Below are 23,258 nucleotides of genomic sequence, written 5' to 3'. Positions count from 1 at the left end.
TTTCGGGCGCTTTCCTGCGCTTTGGGGCAAGTCCAGCATGCCGTAGCGTCAAGTGCAGCAGCATTGACGCGAGGTCTTTCGCGCCTAAGCTGACGTAAACGTAAAACAACGAAAAATGCGCTGGAGAGAGGCATGCGGTTCAACGGAAAGACGGTCGTCGTGACCGGGGCAGCATCGGGAATCGGGCGGGCCACGACCATCGCCTTCGCAGCCGAGGGCGCCACGGTCTATGCTGCCGACATCGACGAATCGGGCCTCGCCGAAACGGCAGCGGCATCGAACGGCAAGGTCGTGACGGCACATTGCGACGTCACCCGCTGCGAGGACATCAAGGCACTGATGGACCGGGCGGCGGCCGAGACCGGCGGGATCGACTGCGTGTTCAACAACGCTGGTGCAGGCGGCGATCGTACGCCCATCGACGAGATCGAGCCTGAAGGCTGGGACCGCACGATGGATCTGCTGCTCCGCTCGGTCGCCTTCGGCATCCGCTATGCCGTGCCGCACATGATCGGGCGCAAGGGTGCCTCGTTCGTCAACACCTCGAGCGTCGCCGCCGTGGGGCCGGGATATTCACCGACCGCCTATGCCGTGGCGAAGGCCGGCGTGCTGCACCTGACCAAAGTGGCGGCGGCGGACCTCGCCAAGCACCAGATCCGCGTGAACGCGGTGCAGCCGGGCTTCATCAATACGAACATCTTCACCGCGTCGTTGGACATGCCTGCAAAACTGGAAGCGCAGGCCAAGGATGCAATCGCCGCAATGTCGAGCCAAGCGCAACCCGTGGCGCGGGGCGGACAGGCAGACGACATCGCGCAGGCGGTGCTGTTCCTTGCCAGCGAGGCAGCAGGCTTCGTCAACGGCACTTCGCTGATCGTCGATGGTGGCATCACCATCGGACCGCGCCACAGCTGGGACCCGAACATGCCGGGCCTGTTCGATGCGCTTGAGCAGATGGCGCAGAGCGCCAAGGTTTCATGATCCCGATACAGGGCAAGGTTCCGACCCGCCTCGCCCTTGCCAATGGCCTGGGCAGCGTGGCCTATGGCGTGAAGGACAACGGCTTCGCGACGTTCCTGCTGCTGTTCTACAATCAGGTGCTGGGCATGGATGCCCGGCTGGTCAGCCTTGCGCTGCTCATCGCCTTGGTATTCGACGGGCTGATCGACCCCATCGTCGGCCATTTCAGCGACCGGACGCGGACGGCGTGGGGGCGGCGACTGCCGTTTCTCTACATCGCGCCGATCCCGCTGGCGCTGGCATGGGTGTTTTTGTGGTCGCCGATTGGCGAGCCGAGCTTCGTGATGCTGCTGTTCTCGGCCATCATGGTCCGCGCTCTCGTGGCGATGTGCGAGGTGCCTTCGGCCGCGCTGGTGGCGGAGATCAGCCGCGATTACGACGAACGCACCCGCCTCACCCGCTTCCGATTTCTGTTTTCGTGGGGTGGCGGACTGCTGATGCTGCTGCTGGCCTATGGCGTGTTCCTGCCCAACGCAATGCTGGCGCGTGAAGGGTATCGCAACTTCGGGCTGTTCGGTGCGGGGCTGATGGTCACTTGTGTGCTGGTTTCGGCCATAGGCCAGCATCGCGCGGTCGCGGGGTGGCCACCGGAGCGGGCGTCGACGGGCAAGAGCGCCTTCGCCTCTCTGGGAGAGATTCGCGAGAGCTTCTCGCATCCTGCCTGCCTGATCGTAATGGCCGGGATTGCGGCAGCGCTTACCGCACAGGGGCTGACTTTCGCGCTGTCGAACTACCTCTATCTCTACGTCTGGAAGTTTACGTCGACTGCACTGCAGGCCTTCCCGTTCCTGCTGTTCGCCAGCGTCGTCGGCGCCTCATTGCTGGTCGGGCGCGCGCAACTGCGCTGGGGCAAGGCCGGGACGGTGATGCGGATGGCACCGCTTGGCATGGTGTTCTGGGCGGGGCCGTTGCTGCTGCGCTGGCTGGGCCTGTGGGCACCGGATGGAAGCACCACATCGCTCGCCGGCATGTTTGCCTGCACGCTGCTGTCGAACACATTCACCGTCACTGGAACGATGACGCTGTGGTCGATGGTGGCCGACGTGGTCGAGGCATCGGAAGAGCAGACCGGTCGGCGATCGGAAGGGACGTTGTCGGCGGGCGCGTTTCTTGCCTCGAAATGTGCGGGCGGGCTTGGCGTGTTCTGCACGGGCCTGCTGCTGAGCTTTGCAGGGCTTGAGCCCAACACCGCTCCCGATGCCGTCGCGCCCGAAGTGACCTATCGCCTGAGTCTCGCCTACGTCGCGAGCATTGCTGTGCTGGCAGGGCTTACGGCATTCGTCGTGCGGCGTTTCCCGATCGACAGGGCCACGCATCAGGCCCGTCTGGCGAGACTCGATCAGGTCGCCAAGGTCGATCCGGACGCAGCGGGATTGCATCCGTGATGCGCCGAAATGACCTCGATCAACGACATGACTTAACCGATCGCTTAATTTCCGCTTGAATTCACCGTCTGCCCGTTGAACAGTGCCGGGCAAGCAAGGAGAGGCCCATGGATTTCGAACCGACCGACCGCCAGAAGTACTGGCGTGACCGCGTCCGCCAGTTCATCGAAGACAACGTCCGCCCGCGCCACAAGGACTACAAGGCCGAACAGGCATCGGGTGATCGGTGGAAGGTTCTGCAGACGGTCGAGCAGGAAAAGGCCAAGGCCAAGGCTGCCGGAATCTGGAACCTGTTCATGCCGCCGCGCAATGGCGGGCATCATCACGTCGAGGACACGTTCGAGTTCGAAGGTCCGGGCCTGACCAACCTCGAATACGCGCTCTGCGCCGAGGAAATGGGCCGCATCGGCTGGGCGAGCGAAGTGTTCAACTGCTCAGCACCCGATACCGGCAACATGGAAGTGTTCCACCGTTACGGCACGCTGGAGCAGAAGGAGCGCTGGCTGCGCCCGCTGATGAATGGCGAGATCCGCTCGGCCTTCCTGATGACGGAACCAGCGGTTGCCTCCTCGGACGCAACCAACATCGAGACCTCGATCCGCCGTGAAGGCGACGAGTATGTGATCAACGGGCGCAAGTGGTGGTCATCGGGCGTGGGCGATCCGCGCTGCAAGATCGCCATCGTCATGGGCAAGACCGATTTCGAGGCGAAGCGCCACCAGCAGCAGTCAATGGTGCTGATGGAACTGGACGCGCCGGGCGTCGAGATTGTCCGTCACCTCCCGGTATTCGGCTATGACGATGCGCCGCACGGCCACATGGAAGTGGTGATGAACAATGTGCGCGTGCCCGCCTCCAACATCCTGCTGGGCGAAGGGCGCGGGTTCGAGATCGCGCAGGGTCGCCTCGGACCGGGCCGCATCCACCACTGCATGCGCACCATCGGCGTGGCCGAGGAAGCAATCGCAAAGATGGCCAAGCGCCTGCAATCGCGTATCGCGTTCGGCAAGCGCGTGGCAGACCAGTCGATCTGGGAATGGCGCATCGCGCAGGCGCGCATCGACATCGAAATGACCCGCCTGCTCTGCCTGAAGGCGGCGGACATGATGGACAAGGTCGGGAACAAGTCGGCCGCGCTGGAGATCGCGATGATCAAGGTGCAGGCTCCGAACATGGCGCTCCGGATCATCGACGATGCGATTCAGGCCCACGGCGGCGGCGGCGTTTCGGAAGACTTCGGCCTTGCCGAGGCCTATGCCCACCAGCGCACCTTGCGTCTGGCAGATGGTCCGGACGAAGTTCACGCCCGCGCGATTGCCCGCATCGAGTTCGCCCGTCATTCCGACCTGCCGTCGGGCGACAAGGGCTTCAGCTCGGGCGATCTGGGCGTGGCTCGGTGATTATCAAGCATCTTGGCTCCCCGCGAAGGCGGGTACCCAAGATGCTGTTACGGAACATCAGCATAAGCCGACTGAAGCACCCGCCTGCGCGGGTGCGCATTTTGGTTCAAAGATCTGGAGTGACCAATGAAAGCCGCAGTCCTCGTCGAACCCGGCAAGCCGCTCGAGCTTCATGACCTCACCGTCTCGAAGCCCGGCCCGCATGAAGTGCTGATCCGCACAGCGGCCTGCGGGCTATGTCATTCGGACCTCCACTTCATCGATGGTGCCTATCCGCATCCGCTTCCTGCGGTGCCCGGGCACGAAGCGGCGGGCATAGTCGAGGCGGTCGGTTCCGAAGTGCGCACGGTCAAGGTGGGGGACGCGGTGGTCACCTGTCTTTCCGCGTTCTGCGGACATTGCGAGTTCTGCGTGACCGGGCGGATGTCGCTTTGCCTTGGCGGAGACACGCGGCGCGGGGCCGGACAGCCCCCTCGCCTGACACGGACGGATGACGGCAGCACCGTCAACCAGATGCTCAACCTTTCAGCCTTTGCCGAGCAGATGCTGGTGCACGAGCATGCTTGCGTCGCCATTACGCCGGACATGCCGCTGGATCGTGCAGCCGTGATCGGTTGCGCGGTCACGACTGGCGCCGGAGCCGTATTCAACGCCGCCAAGCTTACGCCTGGCGAGACGATCTGCGTGGTGGGCTGCGGCGGGGTCGGGCTGGCGACAGTTAACGCCGCCAAGATTGCGGGGGCAGGACGGATCATCGCGGTCGATCCGATGCCCGAAAAGCGCGCGCTGGCTCTGAAGCTTGGCGCGACCGACGCGATCGACGCGGGTCCCGATGCCGCCAAGGAAATCGTCGAGATGACCAAGGGGGGCGTGCATCACGCCATCGAAGCCGTGGGCCGTCCCGCATCGGGAGATCTTGCGGTCGCCTCGCTGCGGCGGGGCGGCACGGCCACGATCCTCGGGATGATGCCGCTGAACCACAAGGTCGGCCTCTCCGCGATGGACCTCCTGTCCGACAAGAAACTGCAGGGCGCGATCATGGGCGGCAACCACTTCCCGGTGGACCTGCCGCGTCTGGTCGACTTCTACATGCGCGGATTGCTTGATCTCGACACGATCATTGCCGAGCGAATCCCGCTTTCGGGCATCAATGAAGGCTTCGAGAAGATGAAGCAGGGCCATTCTGCCCGCTCAGTCATCGTGTTTGACCAATGAGTGAGGGGGCTATGGACGCGCAGACTGCCTTTACCGGGACAGTCGCTCCGGAGGGGGCCGACAGGCTTGACGAGGCGAGCCTGACTCGCTGGTTCGAAGAGAATGTCGAGGGCTTCAAAGGGCCGCTGAGTGTCTCTAAGTTCAAGGGTGGCCAGTCTAACCCAACCTACAAGATCGACAGTCCATCCGGCCCCTATGTCCTGCGGCGCAAACCCTTCGGAAAGTTGCTGCCTTCTGCCCATGCGGTCGACCGCGAATACAAGGTGCAGGCGGGTCTCTCGGAAACCGGCTTCCCGGTCGCGCGGCAATACGGTCTTTGCACGGATGATGCCGTCATCGGCTCATGGTTCTACGTGATGGGCTGCGTCGATGGGCGGACGATCTGGGATGGTGCAATGCCAGGTGCCACGCCCGCATTCCGGCGCGCAACCTATGACGCGATGGTGGATACGCTGGCGGCGTTGCATTCGGTGGATGTCGAAGCTGCAGGCCTTTCCGATTTCGGCAAGCCTGGCAACTACTTCGGCCGCCAGGTTGATCGCTGGACGAAACAGTACCGCCTTTCGGAAACCGAGACGATGCCCGAGATGGAGCGGCTGATCGAGTGGCTTCCCGCCACTCTGCCGGAGCAGACGCGTACCAGCGTGGTCCATGGCGACTATCGCATCGACAACATGATCTTCCATCCGACCGAAGCGAGAGTCGTCGCCGTGCTCGACTGGGAGCTTTCGACGCTCGGCGATCCGCTGGCGGATTTCACCTACTTCTGTACCGCCTGGGTGCAGGACAACGCCGGCCGCTCAGGGGTTCAGGACCTTGACCGCAAGGCGCTTGGCATTCCGGAGCTGGAAGACGTCGTCGCCCGCTATTGCGAAAAGACCGGACGGGACGGACTTCCAGACCTCGACTGGTACATCGCCTACAACTTCTTCCGCCTTGCCGGGATCATTCAGGGCATCAAGAAGCGCGTGATCGACGGGACTGCGTCGAGCGCGCATGCAATGGCGATGTCGGAACGGGTGCGTCCGCTGGCTGAACTTGCGCTGGACTTTGCGATGAAAGCGGGAGCCTGAAGCGCAAGTTTGTGCACTTTTGTTGCTAACTTACCAAAACAACTTGAATTTTTGGCACGTTCGACGTTGGACATTTCCGTGCGCGCATAGTTTTGAGCACGAATTTTCAGTATTTTCAGTTACTTAGATTTTATCCGTCAGCCTGCAAGCGGAAGCAGCGGCGTTAACCTTTGCAAAATATTGAAATTTCTCGATAAAAGCAGTAACATCCTGACTGTACCGTGAAAGTCTGTTTGGACGTGGAAACATACTGCCGGTCGAATCTGAAGTTGCAAGGATAAGTGTATCCGCATCTGATGGCAGTCCTGGGGGCGCAGCTACATTCGCGTTAGCACCGTTGAAAATGACAGAAGTGTTATTTTCCTCACAGCCGCTCGTTGCAGGAAGCAGAAACCGTGATGCTTATTGTTGCTTCAGAAAAACCGGATCCGCTCCGCCTCTCTCGCTCTGGTGCGATTCCTGAACCCATGGACGCCCATGACAGTCCGGACGTCAATCTTGTCGTTCGCCTGGCACTTGTGGGAGAAAGCAGTGCCTCTTCGCTTCTGCTTTGGTCAGAACTCCTGCATCGAGATATCGATATCTGCAGGGTATCAGAAAACTATCTCGCTGACATTTCACCAAATCGATTCCAATATGATGTGCTTGTCATTGCCGGAAATGATCCAAAGCGCGTAAAGCGACTGCTGCGGTATTATGCTGCGGCCATTACCGACAAGACGAAGATCGCACTTGTAAGATCGACAGGCCCAAAGGAGCGTGCGTCGTTACTGCGTGCCGGATTTGACGACGTGTTCGAACCGCGGATGCCCATTCCCGAGGCCCAGGCCCGCATGCGCGCGCATCACGCTCGACATCGCCTCGCACGAACCGGTCGCGCGAATGCACATGTCGTTGAAATGTCGACGAGCGAAAGTACCGACGCGCATTTCGCAACGCCGCCGACGGCCCGTGAGAAGGCGATGTTCGAGATGTTGCGTGCGGCGGACGGCAATGTCGTACCGATGGGGGTGCTGGCACGAGCGCTCGGATCGGACAGCGTGCTCCAGCCGTCATCGGTCAAGGTGTTCGTATCATCGCTGCGAAAGAAACTGCGCGATGGCCTCGATATCCGGAGCGACAGACAGCACGGCTATGCCTTGTACCGCGATCAGAAGCACTGAGGGGCATGCCCCCTTCTTGCGAAGGGGGCAGCAGGTCTTCAGGCTGCTTCGGCCTTGGCGCCAGCGCGCTCGGCGTTGAGCGCTTCGGCCAGAAGGAACGCCAGTTCGATCGACTGCGCTGCGTTGAGGCGCGGGTCGCAGTGGGTGTGATAGCGGTCGGCGAGGCCTTCCTGCGTGATCGCGACCGCACCGCCGGTGCATTCTGTCACGTCGCGACCGGTCATCTCGATGTGGATGCCACCAGCGTGGGTGCCCTCGGCGCGATGAACCGCGAAGAAGCCTTTCACTTCGGTCAGGATACGGTCGAACGGACGCGTCTTGTAGCCGTTGTCGGCCTTTATCACGTTGCCGTGCATCGGATCGCACGACCACACGACAGGATGACCCTCGCGCTTCACCGCACGGACCAGCGGCGCAAGGCCCGCTTCAACCTTGTCATGCCCGAAGCGGCTGATCAGAGTCATGCGCCCTGCCTCGCGGCCGGGGTTGAGCGTATCGAGCATCTTGAGCAGCGCGTCAGGCGTCAGCGAGGGTCCGCACTTCATGCCGATGGGGTTCTGCACACCGCGCAGGTATTCGACATGGGCCGAACCTTCGAAGCGGGTGCGATCGCCGATCCACAGCATGTGAGCGCTGGTATCGTACCACTCGCCGGTCAGGGAATCCTGGCGTGTCATGGCCTCTTCGTACTGCAACAGCAGCGCTTCGTGGCTGGTATAGAAGCTGGTGCCCTGCAGTTGCGGAACCGTACGCGGATCGACGCCACAAGCTTCCATGAAGTCGAGCGCTTCACCGATCTTGTCGGCCATTTCGGCAAACTTCGTGGCCCACGGGCTCTTGCCGATATGATCGAGCGTCCACTGGTGGACCTGGCGCAGGTTGGCATAGCCGCCCGTCGAGAACGCGCGCAGCAGATTGAGCGTTGCCGCAGCCTGGCTGTAGGCGCGCAGCATGCGCTCAGGATCGGGGATGCGCGATTCCGGGGTGAAGTCGATGCCGTTGATATTGTCGCCAAGGTAGCTCGGCAGCTCGACATCACCGATCTTCTCGACCGGCGAAGAACGCGGCTTGGCGAACTGGCCGGCCATACGCCCCACCTTCACCACCGGCTGCTTGCTGGCGAAGGTCAGCACGACGGCCATCTGCAGCAGCACGCGGAACGTGTCGCGAATGTTGTTGGGATGGAACTCGGCAAAGCTCTCGGCGCAGTCCCCGCCCTGAAGCAGGAAACCCTTGCCTGCCGCCACTTGGGCGAGATCGGCCTTCAGCGCACGGGCTTCGCCGGCAAAGACCAGCGGCGGAAAGCTCGTCAGGGTCGTCTCGACCTCATTCAGCTTTTCAGCGTCAGGATAGGTCGGCAGATGCCGTCCTTCATATCCGCGCCACGAATCCGCAGTCCAGTTCTGTGCCACTTGCTCTTCCTTTCAAGAGGCGGCCCCATACGCCCGGCGCGCAAGAAATGCAAAGGAAGGGTTGCGTTCACGGCAATCGAACTTCCCGATGAGGGAGAACGGGCAGGCTAAGGAGCTTTCCCTATCGGCTGCATGAGAATGTCTTGGTGGACGGGCGGTTAACCCTGCACTTCCACCATAGGCTCTCTCGGTCCCGATGCTTGCCCTTCGTCGTCTTCTGACCGCTCTTGCCCGAAGCCGGACGGGAAACATCCTTCCGCTTTCGGCGATGGCGATTTTCGCGGTGGCCGCATTGATTGGGGGGGCCATCGACATAAGCCGCGCCTGGCGTACGCAGACGAGACTGCAGGCGGCGTGTGACGCTGGCGTTCTGGCCGGACGTCGAGGAGTAACGACCAGCGGTTTCGACGCGGCAGCCAAGACCCAGGCCGAAAACTACTTCTTCGCGAACTTCGATGAGGCGCATCAGGATTCGCACGATACCACCTTCGTGCCGTCATCGGCGGACAAGGGCGGTACAATCGACGCAGTGGCGACAACATCTCTCCCCCCGTTGATGATGCAGTTGTTCGGGTTTCCCGGGTTTGACTTGAGCGTTCGCTGCACCGCCTCCATGGGCGTGGGCAACAGCGACATCATTATGGTGCTCGACACGACAGGATCGATGGGCTGGCAGCTCGCAGGCAGCACGCAGACGAGGATCGAGGCGTTGCGGGTCGCGATGAAGAATTTCTACAGCACGGTCGAAAACGCCTTGTCGGGCACAAATGCCCGTGTCCGCTACGGATTCGTGCCCTACAGCTCCACTGTGAACGTCGGCGCACTCCTGCGCAATCTGGACCCCGGCTACCTTGTCGACAGTTGGACGATCCAGTCACGGCAGGCAGTTTACCGGACCGTTCAGACCGTGAGCGGATACGGCGCTCCCACTCGCACGACAGGAAGTGGCACCAGCACGACGACTTTCGGCAACTATTCGAGCTTCGGAAACACACGATACAACAACCAGAACCAATGCAATGCTGCCAGACCGGCGAATACGGCATGGGCGAACAACGGCGCTGCATCCACATCAGCCCCGGTCACCACGATCAACGGTTCAGGCCAAAGGGTGACGACCACAACCACCACCCAGCCTCAACGCATGACCGAGTATGCTTGCACGTCTTCGGGCGGTTCAGGTTGGGGCATCATCTGGCGCTACGCCTTCCGTGACCAGTACGCCTACACATACGACACCGAAAACCCGGTCTACACCAGTTCGCAAGTATTCGACCGGTGGGACTATCGACCGGTCACCTATGACACGAGCCGCTTCAAGAATTTCGAGGCGGTCTCAACGCCCACGGGCAGCAACGGCACTGCAGTATCGTCCACGTGGAGCGGTTGCATCGAAGAACGTTCGACCGTTTCGGAGCCGAGCTTCACCTGGTCATTGCTCGGCGGCTTTAATCCTGCAGGTGCGCAAGACCTCGAGATCGACCTTGCTCCCGACAGCTCCGCCCCAAGCAAGTGGGCACCCATGTGGCCGAATGTCGCATACATTCGCACAGTCACGTATGGCGGCACAGTCTACATGAGCGATGCACTGCCTTCGCCTACCGGGCAGCAGGCCGCGTCGTCCTGCCCGACGGCAGCACGATTGCTCGCGACGATGAACAGTAGTGCTTTCAATGCCTTCGCGGACTCGCTGGTCCCGGCTGGAGCCACGTATCACGACATCGGGCTGGTTTGGGGGGGGCGTCTCTCATCACCGGACGGCCTGTGGTCGAGCAACGTCCGTGAAGCCCCGTCCAACGGCGGTGAAGTTTCACGTCACATGATCTTCATGACCGACGGCGAGATGGCACCCAACTATTCCATCCAGTCGGCCTGGGGGATCGAGTATCACGACAGACGGGTCACGGAAGATGGCTACAACGAAGATACGGCACGTCATAACTCGCGGTTTCTGGCGCTTTGCGAGGCGGTGAAGGCCAAGGGTATCCGGCTGTGGGTCATAGCCTTTGCTCAAGCCATGACGCCAGAACTGCAGGCCTGCTCCTCGACCGACAGTGCCTTTACCGCCGCGAACGCAAGCCAACTCGACGCTGCTTTCCAAGCCATCGCAAAGCAGGTTGGAGAATTGCGGGTGGTGCAATGATCGCGCGCCGTCTCATTACCGACCGGGAAGGCGCGACGATCGTCGAGTTTGCCATCGTCGTGCCGCTGTTTCTAATGCTGCTCTTCGGCATCATGGACGTCGGCCAGATGGTCTATGGCAAGTCGGTGCTGACCGGTGCGGTCCACCGCGCAGCCCGCAGCGCTTCTCTGGAAACGCGCAATACGAACGAGGCCGACGCTTCGGTTCTCGACGCCATCCGGCCGGTTCTTCCCGGTGTGACGATCAAGACCAGCCGTACAAGCTATTACGACTTTGCCGACGTAGGCCGTGCGGAAAAGTGGAACGACACGAACGCCAACGCAGTTTGCGACGCAGGCGAGACCTATACTGACGAGAACCGCAACGGGCAGTGGGACCAGGATGTCGGACAGAAGGACAGTGCCGGCTCTGCCAATGACGTGGTCGTCTACAAGGTAACTGCTACCTTCAAACCAGTCTTTCAGGTGCCCCTGCTGCCGAAACTCTGGGGGGAACGAACCCTTGCTGCAACAGCCGTCACCAAGAACCAGCCTTTCGGCAATCAGACGAGTTACGGGGCGACAGTCGGGAGTTGTCCATGAACCTTGCCATCCGCCTGCTGCGTAGGTTGATCCAGCGGTGCGATGCCGTTGCGACGACGGAATTCGCGTTGGTAGTGCCCTTGTTCATGACTCTGGGTATGTACGGGGCAGAGATTGCCTGGATGAACGCGGCGGCGATGGAAGCCAGCCAGGTCGCATTGGCACTGGCGGACAACGCCTCGCGCCTTGGCCAGACCGACAACAGCGGCGTCACTCCGACCATAACCACGAGCGACGTGGAATCGGTACTCAAGGGCGCGCTGGAGGAGGGCGAGAACATCGCGCTGGCAGAGAACGGGCGCGTCATCCTTTCCAGTCTGGAAGTCCACCCGGTGACCGGGCGTCAGTATGTCCACTGGCAGCAGTGCATGGGAGGGGGAAAGCAAAAATCGTCCCACGGCAAACCCGATCTGACCGGGAGCGCCCTGTCAAAAATTGCCCCCGGCATCTCCCTCGGAGGCAGGACAATCACTTCGCCAAACAAGAGTGCGGTCATGGTGGCAGAAGTCTGGTACGAGTACCATGGCCTGTTCGGAACGATGTTCGTCAAACCGATTACCATCCACGAGCAGGCCGCGGTCATCGCACGCGACGACCGCAACGTCGGGCCGGGCCTGAGCGGTACGAACGGCCGAATTGATTGCTAGGGTCAGCGTTTTTCGGGCACGACCTCCAGACGCCAGCTCTTGTCAGCCTTCAGGTATTTCTGCGCCAGAGCTTGCATCCGCTCGGGCGTGGTCTGGCTGTAGTCATTGAGGATCGTGCGGATCGCGGCGATCTTGCGCGGATCGTAGGCAGCGCCTTCCAACTGGAACATGTAGAAGCCGTTGCCGGTGCTGGCGCGCGTGATGAGTTGCTTGAGTGGCTCGGTCACGCGGGCGATCTCGTCTGCAGTCGGCGGCGTGGCGGCAAGATCGGCGGCGATCTTGTCGGCCGAGGCGAAGAACGTATCGAAATCGCCCGGACGCAGCTGGACCATGGCCGAGATATAGCCACCGGATGGCAGGTCCAGCGGCCAGCTCGACCCCACCTGAGGCGCATAACTTGCCCCCACCTTCTCGCGCATCGCATCGAACAGGCGGTTGTTGAAGATCTGGGTAAGAATCTCGAGCTGGCGACTTTCGCGCACGCCCGCCTGCCCCCCGCCCGTCGGCCATGCCACGACGGCTGCCGCCTGCGACGGATCGCCGCGATGGGTCAGCACGAGCGGCTCGACATTATGAGCTGGAATGTTCGGTGCGAGCGTCTCCGCCGTTGCTGGAGCTCTGGCCGGCAGAGCGCCGAAGGTCTTCTCCAGCGCAGCGAGCGCCTGCTCGCGGGTAAAATCGCCGAACATGTCGATTTCGATCGGCCCCTGCGACAGCAACGGCTCCCACGTCTTCCGGAAGCCTTCGGGCGTAACGCGTTCAAGTTCAGCCGGATTGGGCGTGGCATAACGCGGATCGCCATCGCGCAGCAGCCATGTGAGATCGCGGTTCAGCACTGCCGTGGGCGAGGAATTATAGCTCTCGTACTGCAGCTTGGCCGCGGCCTTGGCACGCAGCACCGGGTTTGCATCCCAACGCGGCATGCCAAGCTTCGCTGCCATCAGGTAGAGCTGGTCGGCCAAGTCGGCAGGACGGGTGTCTGCTGACAGAACGAAAGCAGTGTCGTCGATGTTGAAATCGAGGCTGAGCTTGCGCCCGGTGGCAAGCCGGTCAAGATCGTCGCGCCCCAGCGTGCCGATGCCGCTGTCCATCAGTGCGACTTCGCCAAGCGGGCCATAGACAGCGTCCTGCGGCTGGATCGCGGAGTAACCACCGCCGAAGCGCGCCTTGACGATGATCCGTCCGGGCTCTGCATCGTTGGGCCAGAGCAGCACTCTTACGCCGTTCGATAGCTCGATCTGTTCGATGCCGAGCAGGCCGATCGGACGGACCGTGGCGACAGTGCCCGGCGTACCGACGGGCGGCAGATCGGAGAACTTGAGCGCATTTGCCGCAACGCGGCTCTCGGACGCAGCCTTGACCGGCGCCGTGAGCGTCGCGCGCAATGAAGCCTCGTCAGCCTCACCCGTCTTGGGCGTGATCATCATCGGGCGGATCACCGTGCCCTGGAACAGGCTGCGGGTGTGGTCGAGCACGGCTTGCGGCTTGAACAGCGGGATCGAGCGCCGGAAGATGTCATAGACCGTGTCGGGGTTCGCTACCGTCTCGCGGATATCCACGGCGTTGACGATGTCGTCAGCGGCCTTCGATCCGGCGATGGTCGACTGCGTCTCAACCGAAACTTTGAACGCCACCTCGAACTCGGCGACTTCGCGGTCGATCTCCTCCTGCGACGGCGGGGTGGCCAGCGCATCGGCAATGACCGAGCGAACGTCGGTGACGGCACTCTTCCAGTCTTCGCTCAGCGGGGTGACGGTCACGATCGTGGCGTCGGCAGAGCGCGACAGCTCCTGCTTCATTTCGTCGACCGAGGCGACGAGATAGCTGCCGCCGCCACGCGCACGTGCCTCGAGTCGTCGATTGATCAGGGCCAGGGCCAGCCGATCTACCATCAGCCCCTGATTGTAGACGATCGTGTCGTTAACCTTCTTCCAAGGCCGCAGGATCGCCCAGTTCACCAGACGCGGCAGGTCCGGTTCGACCAGCACCTTGGCTTCGCCGACGGGATTCTTCGGATCGATGCCAGCAGGCGCGATGGGCTTGCCGAAATCGGGCTGGAGCGGCTTCTTGCCCTTGGCCTTCCAGCCGCCGAACCACTGCTCGATCCGCGCGACAAGTGCAGCCGGGTCCGCGTCGCCAGCGACGACGATCACAGTGTTGTCAGGGCGATACCACTTGTCGTGGAAGGCCTTTACTGCCGCTGCATTGGCGGCTTCCAGCGTTTCGACCGTGCCAATGGGATTGCGCGAAGCCAGAAGCTGGCCCTTGAAGAACAGGTCCCGCGTCTGGTCGAGCACGCGCGATTGGGGGCTGGTCCGCTCGCGCATCTCGGCAAGCACGATCGGCACTTCGGTCTTCACGCCATGATCGGTGAAGATCGGCGCGGTGACCATGCCGGAGAGCAGCTTGAAGGTTTCGTCGAGCTTGTCCGAAGTGGCGTTGGGGATATCGAGCTTGTAGACCGTCTGTGTCGGGCTGGTTTCGGCGTTGGTATCGCTGCCGAACGTCGCGCCAAGGCGCTGCCAGGTCGGAATCGTCTCGCCTTCCTTGAGGTACTTCGATTCCCGGAAGGTGAGGTGCTCGATCAGATGGGCATAGCCGCGCTGCGGCTCGGTCTCGTACATCGAGCCTGCATCGACCAGCACGCGGATCGAGACCTGATCGGGGGGCACGCCGTTATGGGAAACGGCATAGCGGATACCGTTTGGCAAAACGCCGAACGTCCACGCCTTGTCTTGCGGAACGTCAGAGCCCTTGTAGAGCCAGGGCACCGCCGACTTCGCCGCGGCAACAGGGGCCTTGGCAGGAGCCTCGGCGACAACCGGCGCCGCCGAGACCAGCAGGAGGGAAAGGAACAGGCCGAAGCGCCGGGCGCGCATGTTACGGGATTGCATCGCCCGACTATAGGAAGCCTTCGGATGAAGGACCAGTGAATAGACCCGTTACTGTTGCGGTGCTGACTGAGCAGGTTGGGCTGGCTGTGAAGCCGCTTGCGCCGCGCGCATCGCTTCGACTTCGGCGGCGGTCTTGAAGTCGACCAGTTCGACCTGGAACACCAGATCGGCATTGGGACCGATCGGACCTGAACCTTCCGCGCCGTAGCCCAGCGCGGCAGGAACGCACAGGCGCATCGTGCTGCCCTTGGCCGTCAGCTGCAGGCCTTCGGAAAAGCCGGGGATAACGCCATCCACCGGGAATGCGGCCTGCATGCCCTGATCAAATACCTCGCCGTTGGCAGCAAGATAGCCAACATAATTCACCAGCGCGTAGTCGCCCTTGGCAGGCTTGGCTCCGGCCGCTGCCTTGAGCACCATCGTGCCGAGGCCGCTGGCCGTCCTGGCCGAGCACAGGCGCTGCGCAGGCGCAACCACAGGGTTCAGGGGCATCGGAATGGCCACGGCCGACGGCGCGACCGGCTTTGGAGCGGGCTTTGCCGGAGGGGCGGCCAAGGCCAACGGTGCGCTTGCGGCGCAGAGGAACAGGGCGGGTGCGAGGCGGCTCAGCGCGCGTGCGGTCTTGATCATGTCACTGCCTTAGCGACCGACCGCAACTTGCGCCATGCACCCTTTGGCCGAAAATGCTCGCAATAAGCCCGCGCCCCCGTGAAACCCGACCTTTCCGACCCTTGACCAGCACCGTGACGGCCCTACATGCGAATCATGTTCATCGAGACCGAAACCACGCCGAACCCGGCCACGCTCAAGTTCCTTCCTGGCGAGCAGGTCATGGCCACCGGCACGCGCGAGTTCACCTCGCCCGAAGCTGCCGAAGCCTCGCCGCTGGCGCAGGCTCTGTTTGATCTGGGGGACGTGACCGGCGTTCTTTTCGGCCGTGATTTCGTGGCGGTGACGGCGGCGCCCGGCGTCGAGTGGGCCAGCCTTAAGCCACAGGTGCTCTCGATCCTGCTTGACCACTTCGTATCGCAGGCTCCCCTGTTCGCCGGCGGCACGGCAGCCGGGATCGCAGTCCCCGCCGAGGCCGACGAACGGTTTGACGACGATCCGGCCGATGCCGACGTGATCGAGCAGATCAAGGACCTGATCGAAACCCGCGTCCGGCCCGCAGTCGCCAACGATGGCGGTGACATCATCTACCGCGGCTTCCGCGAAGGTGTGGTCTATCTGCAGATGCAGGGTGCCTGCTCAGGCTGCCCGTCTTCCACCGCGACGCTGAAGAACGGGATCGAGAGCCTCTTGAAGCACTACGTCCCCGAAGTCAGCGAAGTACGCGCTGCCTGATCGCGCGCCCATGCGCAAACTCGTCATCGACTGCGCGACCGAGGCATGTTCCGTCGCGCTGATCGAGAATGGTTCGCTGTTGGCGGGCACATACACCGTTCTGGGCCGCGGTCACGCCGAACGCCTCGTCCCGATGATCGCGGAACTGCCGGACAAGGGGCACGCGGGGATCATCGCCGTCGACATTGGCCCCGGCAGCTTTACCGGCATTCGCGTTGGCCTTGCCGCCGCCCGCGCACTGACGCTTGCCTGGGGCGCGCGGCTCGAGGGCTTCGAAAGCCTTCGCCTCGTCGCAGCCATGGCATCGGCAGAGCATCCCGGCCATCCGGTGGATGTGTGTATGACAGGCGGCCATGGTGAATGGTTCTTCCAGCCCTTTGCCCAGGACGGCACGCCGCTCGCGCCGCTCGCGTCCTTGACTCCTCAAGCGGCGATAGAACGCTCGTCAGCTCCGGTCGTGGCCGGTAGCCAAGCGCTTGCACTGACCGCGCGTCGACCTGACGCCATCGCTCTGGACTTGCGTCCCGACGCGCGCTGCGCCTCGCTGCTTGCAACCAGTGCTTTCCATGACGACCCCCGGCCCAGCTACGGCCGCGCTCCGGATGCGCGGCTTCCGTCGGCGGCCTGAACCCCTATCCCACGAGAAGCCATGGCCCTTCCAGCCGACGATATCGACCGGATCATGGCGGTCATGGAGCAGGCCTTTCCGGCCGAGTTCGGCGAGGCCTGGAATCGCAGGCAGGTCAGCGATGCACTGTTACTAGGTAATTGTCGCTATGGCCTGATTTCACCAGATGGATCTGAGGACTGCGAAGATTGCTCTGAAACGGCAGGTTTCTTCATGAGCCGTGCCGTTTTGGATGAAGAGGAACTACTACTTTTCGCAATTGCTCCTCAATATCGCCGGAGAGGACTAGGTCACAAGCTGCTTGAGAAGTTCATTTCCACCGCGAGATCCAGCGGAATGAGTCGGGTTTTCCTTGAGATGCGCCGTGAAAATCCCGCGGGATTTCTGTATGCTGCACACGGCTTCAGGGAAATCGGGTTAAGACCCGCTTACTATCGCACGCCAGGTGGTGCCCGGATCGACGCGATCAGTCAGGAACTGACTTTCGACGATTGATCGGATACTTGCGTTAGCACTGCCGAAGCCTTGCCGGATTAAAATTCTGTCATCGAAAAGGTTGTATCCGGCCGTGATTGGACTATAGATGGTGATCTGGATCACCAAGCAAGTTATCAGTCCCTTCGAGTCCGTACACGATCAAAACAGAAAGCTGTTCGCAATGAGTGAAATTCAGAATGATATGCGGGAGACCCTGATCACGCTGACGTCGGACATCGTCGCGGCGCACGTGAGCAACAACAGCGTTGCCGTCAGCGATCTCCCCACGCTCATCTCCAACGTCTATACCGCGCTGGCCGGCCTCGAAAAGCCGGTGGTTGCTGAAGAGCCTGCGCCAGAGCCTGCGGTTTCGATCCGCTCGTCTATCAAGAACGATCACATCGTCTGCCTTGAAGACGGCAAGAAGCTGAAGATGCTCAAGCGTCACCTCGCCACGCGCTACAATATGACCCCGGATCAGTACCGCGCCCGCTGGAACCTGCCAGCCGACTATCCGATGGTCGCACCGGCCTATGCCGAAAAGCGCCGCGAACTGGCCAAGAAGATCGGCCTCGGCCGCAAGCCTGCGCCCAAGCGCGGTCGCAAGCCCGCTGCCGCCTGACATCGTCGGCTGACGCCACGAGAGCTGTGCGCAATACGTTTGCGCGCGGTTGAAGATTTGGCCCGCCGGTCTATAGATCGGCGGGCCGATCCTTTCTTGAAGAGTTCACCTTGCACCAGGCGATCGACATCGAAGCTCTTTGCGCAGAACGTGGCCTGCGCATTACGGACCAGCGCCGCACGATCGCGCGCGTCCTGTCCGAAAGCGACGATCACCCGGACGTCGAGAAGCTGCACGAGCGCGCAAGCTCGATCGACCCGCGCATTTCGATCGCCACGGTCTACCGCACCGTGCGCCTGTTCGAGGAAGCCGGCATCCTCGATCGCCATGATTTCGGTGACGGGCGTGCCCGCTATGAGGCCACGCCCGAGGCACATCACGATCATCTGATCGATGTCGAAACCGGCAAGGTGATCGAATTCGTCGATCCCGAGCTCGAACAACTCCAGCGCCAAATTGCCGAGAAGCTGGGCTATCGCCTCGTCGATCACCGCATGGAACTTTACGGCGTCAAACTTGAACGCGACGGCTGAAGTGGTGACGCGTCCGGCGTTCTCGCTGGCCGGACGACTGCGCATTGCCATGCGCCTTGGCGCGATGCTCCTGCTTCTGCTTGCGTGCGTGCCGCTCTATTACGTCTGGCGGCTCCTTCGCCTGCACAATCCCTGGCCCCGCCTGTTTCTTGGCGGCATTGCCAGCATTGCCGGAGCGCGCGTTCGGCTTTCGGGCGCCAAGGTCAAAGGCGGTGCCTTCCTGCTCTCCAACCATGTCAGCTGGCTCGACATTCCGGTGATTGCCGGGGCGAGCGGCAGTGCCTTCGTCGCGCATTCGGGTCTGGCCGATATCGGCCTGCTGAAGTGGCTGTGCGAAATGAACGATACGGTCTTTGTCGCTCGCCATGATCGCCGGTCGGTTCATGCGCAGGTGGAGATGGTGCGCGCCGCGCTCACCGATACAGGAGCTCTGACCGTATTTCCCGAAGGCACTACCAGTGACGGCAATGGTCTGTTGCCGTTCAAGTCTTCGCTGCTCTCCGCCCTCGATCCGCCACCGCCCGGAATTGCGATCCAGCCGGTATGGGTCGACTACGGCCCGGATGTTGCGGCCATGGCATGGGTCGGTGAAGAGCACGGGCTGGACAACTTTCTCAAGATCCTCGCCCGGAAGCGCGGATTGCCCGTAACTGTGCACTTCCTGCCCCCCCTGACGCTTGAGGAAACGGCCAGTCGCAAGACCATGGCTCTTGCCGCGCGTGACCGTATCCTCGCTGCGATGAGCGCGCTGCGTTAGACAAAGCGCCGCAAATCCACTATCGGCGCGGCCCATGGCCACCACCCCTGCCCCCAAGACTTTCCGCGTCAAAAGCTTCGGCTGCCAGATGAACGTCTATGACGGCGAGCGCATGTCCGAACTGCTCGCCGCCGATGGCATGTCGGCAGCAGCAGAGGGTGAAGACGCCGATCTCGTCGTGCTCAACACCTGCCACATCCGCGAGAAGGCCACCGAGAAGGTCTATTCCGACATCGGCCGCCTGCGCCGTGAAGACGGTTCGGCACCGCTGATCGCGGTGGCGGGCTGCGTGGCGCAGGCCGAGGGCGAGGAAATCATGACCCGCGCGCCGAGCGTGAAGGTCGTAGTCGGCCCGCAATCGTACCATCGCCTCCCCGAAATGGTCGCCGAAGCCGCATCCGGCAAGCGCGCCACCGAAACCGACATGCCGGCCGAGGCGAAGTTTGCCTCGCTGCCCAAGCGCCGCAAGTCTGGGCCGACCGCTTTCCTCACCGTGCAGGAAGGCTGCGACAAGTTCTGCACCTATTGCGTGGTGCCCTATACTCGCGGTGCCGAGATCAGCCGACCGTTCGCCGATCTGGTCGAAGAAGCGAAGCTGCTTGTTGCAGGAGGCGCGCGCGAGATCACGCTGCTCGGGCAGAACGTCAATGCCTGGGCCGGCGAGGATGACAAAGGCCGCGCGGTTGGACTTGATGGTTTGGCGCGTGCACTGGCTGCCGATCCCGACCTTGCCCGCATCCGCTACACCACCAGCCATCCCAACGACATGACCGACGGCCTGATTGCCGCGCACGGCGAGTTGGACAAGCTCATGCCGTTCCTGCACTTGCCGGTGCAGGCAGGCAGCGACCGCGTGCTCAAGGCGATGAACCGCAGCCACAGCGCCGAAAGTTACCTCAAGGTGCTGGAACGCATCCGCGCCGCGCGGCCGGACATCGCACTGTCGGGCGATTTCATCGTCGGTTTCCCCGGGGAAACTGATGCCGAATTCGAGGAAACGCTGCGGCTTGTCGATGCTGTCGGCTACGCGCAAGCGTTCAGCTTCAAGTATTCCCCGCGCCCGGGCACGCCTGCCGCAACAATGCCCGACCATGTGCCCGCAGCGGTGATGGATGAGCGCCTGCAACGCCTTCAGGCAGCGCTCAATCGTGACCAGCTCGCCTTCAATCAGGCAAGCATCGGCAAGACCTGCGAGGTGCTGGTCGAACGCAAGGGCAAGCACCCCGGCCAGTGGCTCGGCAAGTCGCCCTGGCTGCAATCGGTGCATTTCATGGGCGAGGCGCAGATCGGTGAGATCGTCACCGTCAAGCTCGTCGAGGCAGGCCCGAACTCGCTGGCAGGTCAACTCGTCTAATTGGGCTGTGCAAAGTATGGGCGCACGTCTTGTGCGCGCAACATCCGTTCTTATGCTCCAAAACAGGCCCCAACCCTGAAAGGAGCTCATGGCCCGGAAACTCCACCGCGCTGACGAAGCGCACCATCGCCCGGAAACGCCACACCGTCGCGCCCGGGTCGAAGTCGAGTTCGACGAACAGACCGTGCTTGGCGCGCTGTTCGGCCAGTTCGACACCAATCTCGTGCAAATCGAGAACAGGCTTGGAGTTTACATTTCCGCGCGCGGCAATCGCGTGCTGATCGAAGGGCCGGACGATGCCGTCGCCCGTGCGCGCGATGTGCTTAAGGGAATGCATCAGCGACTGCTTTCCGGTCAGGAACTGGATGCAGGTGCGGTCGAATCGCTTATCGCGATGAGCGTGGAACCAACCCTTGAGGGCATCATCACCGGTGCCCCCGGCGGTGCTCCCCCGATCATGATCCGCACGCGCAAGAAAACGATCATCCCGCGCAGCCCGACGCAGATCGAATATATGAAGGCACTGATCAGCCATGATGTGATCTTTGCGCTTGGTCCGGCAGGGACGGGCAAGACATACGTCGCGGTCGCCCAGGCGGTCGCGCAGCTCATTTCCGGGTCGGTCCAGCGGCTGATCCTGTCGCGACCGGCAGTCGAAGCGGGTGAACGGCTGGGCTTCCTTCCCGGCGACATGAAGGAAAAGGTCGATCCCTACCTGCGCCCGCTCTACGACGCGCTTTACGATTGCATGCCGCCCGAGCAGGTCGAGCGCCGCATCGCCAGCGGTGAAATCGAGATTGCGCCAATCGCTTTCATGCGCGGGCGGACGCTGGCCGATGCTTTCGTCATTCTCGACGAAGCGCAGAATACCACTCCTGCCCAGATGAAGATGTTCCTCACCCGCTTTGGCCAGAACAGCCGGATGGTGGTGTGCGGAGACCCCAAGCAGGTCGATCTTCCGGGCGGCGTCGGGGCCAGCGGCCTCAACGATGCAGTGCAGCGCCTCGAAGGCGTCGAAGGCATCGCAACGGTGCGCTTCAATACCGCAGACGTGGTGCGCCATCCGATCGTTGGCCGCATTGTCGAGGCCTATGAAGGGAAGGACGCTTGAGCGCGCCGATCCTCGAAATCGACATCGATCCGGTCTGGGGAGACGACATCGATTGGGAAGAGCTCGCCAAGCGGGCCGCTGAGGCAACCGGACGGATCGCCCCCGAACTCGCGCACGACAATCTCCTCATCAGCCTCGTCATGGCCGATGACGAGGAGGTCCATGCCCTGAACAAGCAGTGGCGGGCCAAGGACAAGCCGACCAACGTCCTGTCCTTCCCCATGCTCAGCCGCGAGGAAGTGCTACACGCGGCTCGAGACACCGATGCACCCGGCATGCTCGGCGACCTGATCCTCGCCTATGGTGTCTGCAAGCGCGAAGCGGCAGAGAAAGGCGTGAGCGTCGAAGTTCACGCGACCCATCTGGTCGTGCATGGTTTGCTCCATCTGGCGGGCTACGATCACGAACTTGGCGAGGCCGAAGCCGAGGAAATGGAGAATCTGGAGCGGAAGGTGCTTGCGCTTATGGGTATCGACGACCCATATGCGGTCGAAGACTGACCAGAGCCTCACACAGGTTCTATAAGGGGGAATACGACAGTGCCCGAGGGCAACGACTCGTCCGGCGAAGGCCGCTCGGGAGACGGAGACAGTAGCAGTCCCGCATTTTGGCGCGCGCTATGGCGCGCAATCAGGGTCTTTTTCCGAGGCCCAGACCATGACCAGTCGCTGCGCGCGCAGATCGAGGAAGCGATCGACGAGCACGAGGGAGAGGTCCATCACCACGGCAAAGGCAACGGTGACCTCGTTCCGCTCGAACGCCAGATGCTGCGTAACCTACTCCATTTCAGCGAACACGACGCCGATGACGTAGCGATCCCCCGGGGCGAGATCATCGCCATTCCGGCTGCGGCATCGTTCGAGGAACTCGTCGCCGCCTTTGCCGAGAATGGCCACAGCCGCATGCCGGTCTATGGCGAATCGCTCGACGAGATCGTGGGCATGATCCACGTGAAGGACGTCTTCGCGATCGTTGCGGGCATGCTCCTTTCCGGCAAGCAGCCGCCGAAGGACTGGACCTCGCTCATGCGCCAGCCGCTGTTCGTGCCACAGGCACGGGGCGCGCTTGACGTATTGGCCGACATGCGCAGCCGCCGTACCCACCTTGCCGTGGTGATCGACGAGTATTCAGGCACCGATGGCATCATCACCATCGAGGATCTGGTCGAGGAGATCATCGGCGAGATCGAGGACGAACATGACGATGCGCCTCAGGAACTCCTGCGCCGTATCGATCCCGACACCTGGGATGCCGATGCGCGCGCGGAGCTTGATGACGTCGCGGAAACGGTCGATCCGAGGCTTGCGGAAGTGGAAGAAGACGTGGATACGCTCGGCGGTCTTGCCGTGGTACTGGCAGGTGAAGTGCCGCCCGTCGGGCGCGTGCTCGAACATGCCAGCGGATGGCGTCTGGAAGTGACGGGAGGTGACGAACGTCGCCTCACCCGCCTCAGGCTCCACGCGCCACAGGCCACGGCAACTGAAGCAGAATAGGACTAC

22 protein-coding genes are annotated in these 23,258 nt (G+C 62.2%); 19 read left to right on the top strand and 3 right to left on the bottom strand.

Translation table 11 applies throughout. The features are described 5' to 3' along the window. Nucleotides 1-132: 132 nt before the first annotated feature. The 6 genes from ACZ1JW_RS10965 to ACZ1JW_RS10940 all read left to right on the top strand — a co-directional run bounded on the left by ACZ1JW_RS10965 (nt 133) and on the right by ACZ1JW_RS10940 (nt 7,256). Complete coding sequence (locus ACZ1JW_RS10965) at nt 133-981, top strand: SDR family NAD(P)-dependent oxidoreductase (protein ID WP_465140579.1); 849 nt, start codon at nt 133-135, stop codon at nt 979-981. Beyond that, on the top strand, nt 978-2,405 hold the full coding sequence (locus ACZ1JW_RS10960; protein WP_465140578.1) for an MFS transporter: 1,428 nt from the start codon (nt 978-980) through the stop codon (nt 2,403-2,405). Before ACZ1JW_RS10965 ends, ACZ1JW_RS10960 begins: the two co-directional genes overlap by 4 nt. Before the next feature lie 107 nt (nt 2,406-2,512). Beyond that, nucleotides 2,513-3,805 carry an acyl-CoA dehydrogenase family protein gene (locus ACZ1JW_RS10955; protein WP_465123525.1) on the top strand — a complete coding sequence of 431 codons (1,293 nt, stop codon included), beginning with the start codon at nt 2,513-2,515 and terminating at the stop codon, nt 3,803-3,805. Nucleotides 3,806-3,931: 126 nt separating this feature from the next. Further along, a complete protein-coding gene (locus tag ACZ1JW_RS10950; RefSeq protein WP_465123526.1) occupies nt 3,932-5,020 on the top strand; it encodes a Zn-dependent alcohol dehydrogenase in 1,089 nt (362 codons plus the stop codon). Nucleotides 5,021-5,031: 11 nt separating this feature from the next. Next, on the top strand, nt 5,032-6,093 hold the full coding sequence (locus ACZ1JW_RS10945) for a phosphotransferase family protein (RefSeq protein ID WP_465140577.1): 1,062 nt from the start codon (nt 5,032-5,034) through the stop codon (nt 6,091-6,093). 395 nt (nt 6,094-6,488) lie between these two features. Further along, nucleotides 6,489-7,256 carry a hypothetical protein gene (locus ACZ1JW_RS10940; RefSeq protein WP_465140576.1) on the top strand — a complete coding sequence of 256 codons (768 nt, stop codon included), beginning with the start codon at nt 6,489-6,491 and terminating at the stop codon, nt 7,254-7,256. A 38-nt stretch (nt 7,257-7,294) separates the two neighbouring features. Here ACZ1JW_RS10940 and ACZ1JW_RS10935 read toward each other — a convergent pair whose 3' ends face one another. Continuing rightward, complete coding sequence (locus ACZ1JW_RS10935) at nt 7,295-8,668, bottom strand: class II 3-deoxy-7-phosphoheptulonate synthase (RefSeq protein ID WP_465140575.1); 1,374 nt, start codon at nt 8,666-8,668, stop codon at nt 7,295-7,297. A 268-nt stretch (nt 8,669-8,936) separates the two neighbouring features. Here ACZ1JW_RS10935 and ACZ1JW_RS10930 point away from each other — a divergent pair, with 268 nt between their 5' ends. Genes ACZ1JW_RS10930 through ACZ1JW_RS10920 form a run of 3 tightly spaced genes read left to right on the top strand, consistent with a single transcriptional unit; the run spans nt 8,937 to nt 12,039 of the window. Next, on the top strand, nt 8,937-10,811 hold the full coding sequence (locus tag ACZ1JW_RS10930; protein ID WP_465140574.1) for a Tad domain-containing protein: 1,875 nt from the start codon (nt 8,937-8,939) through the stop codon (nt 10,809-10,811). Beyond that, a complete protein-coding gene (locus ACZ1JW_RS10925) occupies nt 10,808-11,392 on the top strand; it encodes a TadE/TadG family type IV pilus assembly protein (protein ID WP_465140573.1) in 585 nt (194 codons plus the stop codon). The genes ACZ1JW_RS10930 and ACZ1JW_RS10925 overlap by 4 nt, the downstream gene beginning before the upstream one ends. Further along, on the top strand, nt 11,389-12,039 hold the full coding sequence (locus ACZ1JW_RS10920) for a TadE/TadG family type IV pilus assembly protein (protein WP_465140572.1): 651 nt from the start codon (nt 11,389-11,391) through the stop codon (nt 12,037-12,039). The genes ACZ1JW_RS10925 and ACZ1JW_RS10920 overlap by 4 nt, the downstream gene beginning before the upstream one ends. Before the next feature lie 2 nt (nt 12,040-12,041). Here ACZ1JW_RS10920 and ACZ1JW_RS10915 read toward each other — a convergent pair whose 3' ends face one another. Both ACZ1JW_RS10915 and ACZ1JW_RS10910 read right to left on the bottom strand, forming a co-directional pair. Beyond that, nucleotides 12,042-14,918, bottom strand: a complete 2,877-nt coding sequence (locus ACZ1JW_RS10915) for a M16 family metallopeptidase (RefSeq protein WP_465140571.1) — start codon at nt 14,916-14,918, stop codon at nt 12,042-12,044. Between the two features lie 63 nt (nt 14,919-14,981). After that, nucleotides 14,982-15,563 carry an FKBP-type peptidyl-prolyl cis-trans isomerase gene (locus ACZ1JW_RS10910; protein ID WP_465140570.1) on the bottom strand — a complete coding sequence of 194 codons (582 nt, stop codon included), beginning with the start codon at nt 15,561-15,563 and terminating at the stop codon, nt 14,982-14,984. Nucleotides 15,564-15,698: 135 nt separating this feature from the next. Here ACZ1JW_RS10910 and ACZ1JW_RS10905 point away from each other — a divergent pair, with 135 nt between their 5' ends. The 10 genes from ACZ1JW_RS10905 to ACZ1JW_RS10860 all read left to right on the top strand — a co-directional run bounded on the left by ACZ1JW_RS10905 (nt 15,699) and on the right by ACZ1JW_RS10860 (nt 23,252). Then, the gene (locus ACZ1JW_RS10905) at nt 15,699-16,277 is read left to right on the top strand and encodes a NifU family protein (RefSeq protein ID WP_465142766.1); all 579 of its coding nucleotides are present in this window, start codon (nt 15,699-15,701) and stop codon (nt 16,275-16,277) included. A gap of 10 nt (nt 16,278-16,287) precedes the next feature. Then, on the top strand, nt 16,288-16,905 hold the full coding sequence (gene tsaB / locus ACZ1JW_RS10900) for a tRNA (adenosine(37)-N6)-threonylcarbamoyltransferase complex dimerization subunit type 1 TsaB (protein ID WP_465123535.1): 618 nt from the start codon (nt 16,288-16,290) through the stop codon (nt 16,903-16,905). A gap of 21 nt (nt 16,906-16,926) precedes the next feature. Beyond that, entirely contained in the window at nt 16,927-17,400 is a 474-nt protein-coding gene (locus ACZ1JW_RS10895) for a GNAT family N-acetyltransferase (protein ID WP_465123536.1), read from the top strand. A gap of 163 nt (nt 17,401-17,563) precedes the next feature. Beyond that, a complete protein-coding gene (locus ACZ1JW_RS10890; protein WP_144905631.1) occupies nt 17,564-18,004 on the top strand; it encodes a Ros/MucR family transcriptional regulator in 441 nt (146 codons plus the stop codon). A 110-nt stretch (nt 18,005-18,114) separates the two neighbouring features. Beyond that, nucleotides 18,115-18,537 (top strand): Fur family transcriptional regulator, encoded by a 423-nt coding sequence (locus ACZ1JW_RS10885; RefSeq protein ID WP_144905629.1) that lies wholly within the window; start codon nt 18,115-18,117, stop codon nt 18,535-18,537. Continuing rightward, nucleotides 18,521-19,294 (top strand): lysophospholipid acyltransferase family protein, encoded by a 774-nt coding sequence (locus tag ACZ1JW_RS10880; RefSeq protein ID WP_465123537.1) that lies wholly within the window; start codon nt 18,521-18,523, stop codon nt 19,292-19,294. Before ACZ1JW_RS10885 ends, ACZ1JW_RS10880 begins: the two co-directional genes overlap by 17 nt. Nucleotides 19,295-19,328: 34 nt before the next feature. Beyond that, nucleotides 19,329-20,648, top strand: a complete 1,320-nt coding sequence (gene miaB, locus ACZ1JW_RS10875; RefSeq protein WP_465140569.1) for a tRNA (N6-isopentenyl adenosine(37)-C2)-methylthiotransferase MiaB — start codon at nt 19,329-19,331, stop codon at nt 20,646-20,648. An 88-nt stretch (nt 20,649-20,736) separates the two neighbouring features. Continuing rightward, nucleotides 20,737-21,759: a PhoH family protein gene (locus tag ACZ1JW_RS10870; RefSeq protein ID WP_465123539.1), complete on the top strand. Its 1,023-nt coding sequence runs from the start codon at nt 20,737-20,739 to the stop codon at nt 21,757-21,759. Next, nucleotides 21,756-22,259, top strand: a complete 504-nt coding sequence (ybeY, locus tag ACZ1JW_RS10865) for an rRNA maturation RNase YbeY (RefSeq protein ID WP_465140568.1) — start codon at nt 21,756-21,758, stop codon at nt 22,257-22,259. Before ACZ1JW_RS10870 ends, ybeY begins: the two co-directional genes overlap by 4 nt. A gap of 39 nt (nt 22,260-22,298) precedes the next feature. Then, entirely contained in the window at nt 22,299-23,252 is a 954-nt protein-coding gene (locus tag ACZ1JW_RS10860) for a transporter associated domain-containing protein (protein ID WP_465123541.1), read from the top strand. Nucleotides 23,253-23,258: the final 6 nt, after the last annotated feature.

Source organism: Novosphingobium sp. BL-A-28-Hi1-0D, assembly GCF_055521755.1.
Note: the sequence above shows the minus strand (reverse complement) of the source record. Positions and strands in the feature narration are given on the sequence as shown.

Bases quoted from the DNA above. Each gene is read 5' to 3' on its own strand.
- ACZ1JW_RS10965 (WP_465140579.1), top strand. From the start codon at position 133: ATGCGGTTCAACGGAAAGACGGTCGTCGTGACCGGGGCAGCATCGGGA.
- ACZ1JW_RS10960 (WP_465140578.1), top strand. From the start codon at position 978: ATGATCCCGATACAGGGCAAGGTTCCGACCCGCCTCGCCCTTGCCAAT.
- ACZ1JW_RS10955 (WP_465123525.1), top strand. From the start codon at position 2,513: ATGGATTTCGAACCGACCGACCGCCAGAAGTACTGGCGTGACCGCGTC.
- ACZ1JW_RS10950 (WP_465123526.1), top strand. From the start codon at position 3,932: ATGAAAGCCGCAGTCCTCGTCGAACCCGGCAAGCCGCTCGAGCTTCAT.
- ACZ1JW_RS10945 (WP_465140577.1), top strand. From the start codon at position 5,032: ATGGACGCGCAGACTGCCTTTACCGGGACAGTCGCTCCGGAGGGGGCC.
- ACZ1JW_RS10930 (WP_465140574.1), top strand. From the start codon at position 8,937: ATGGCGATTTTCGCGGTGGCCGCATTGATTGGGGGGGCCATCGACATA.
- ACZ1JW_RS10925 (WP_465140573.1), top strand. From the start codon at position 10,808: ATGATCGCGCGCCGTCTCATTACCGACCGGGAAGGCGCGACGATCGTC.
- ACZ1JW_RS10920 (WP_465140572.1), top strand. From the start codon at position 11,389: ATGAACCTTGCCATCCGCCTGCTGCGTAGGTTGATCCAGCGGTGCGAT.
- ACZ1JW_RS10915 (WP_465140571.1), bottom strand. From the start codon at position 14,918: ATGCGCGCCCGGCGCTTCGGCCTGTTCCTTTCCCTCCTGCTGGTCTCG.
- ACZ1JW_RS10910 (WP_465140570.1), bottom strand. From the start codon at position 15,563: ATGATCAAGACCGCACGCGCGCTGAGCCGCCTCGCACCCGCCCTGTTC.
- ACZ1JW_RS10905 (WP_465142766.1), top strand. From the start codon at position 15,699: ATGTTCATCGAGACCGAAACCACGCCGAACCCGGCCACGCTCAAGTTC.
- tsaB (WP_465123535.1), top strand. From the start codon at position 16,288: ATGCGCAAACTCGTCATCGACTGCGCGACCGAGGCATGTTCCGTCGCG.
- ACZ1JW_RS10895 (WP_465123536.1), top strand. From the start codon at position 16,927: ATGGCCCTTCCAGCCGACGATATCGACCGGATCATGGCGGTCATGGAG.
- ACZ1JW_RS10890 (WP_144905631.1), top strand. From the start codon at position 17,564: ATGAGTGAAATTCAGAATGATATGCGGGAGACCCTGATCACGCTGACG.
- miaB (WP_465140569.1), top strand. From the start codon at position 19,329: ATGGCCACCACCCCTGCCCCCAAGACTTTCCGCGTCAAAAGCTTCGGC.
- ACZ1JW_RS10870 (WP_465123539.1), top strand. From the start codon at position 20,737: ATGGCCCGGAAACTCCACCGCGCTGACGAAGCGCACCATCGCCCGGAA.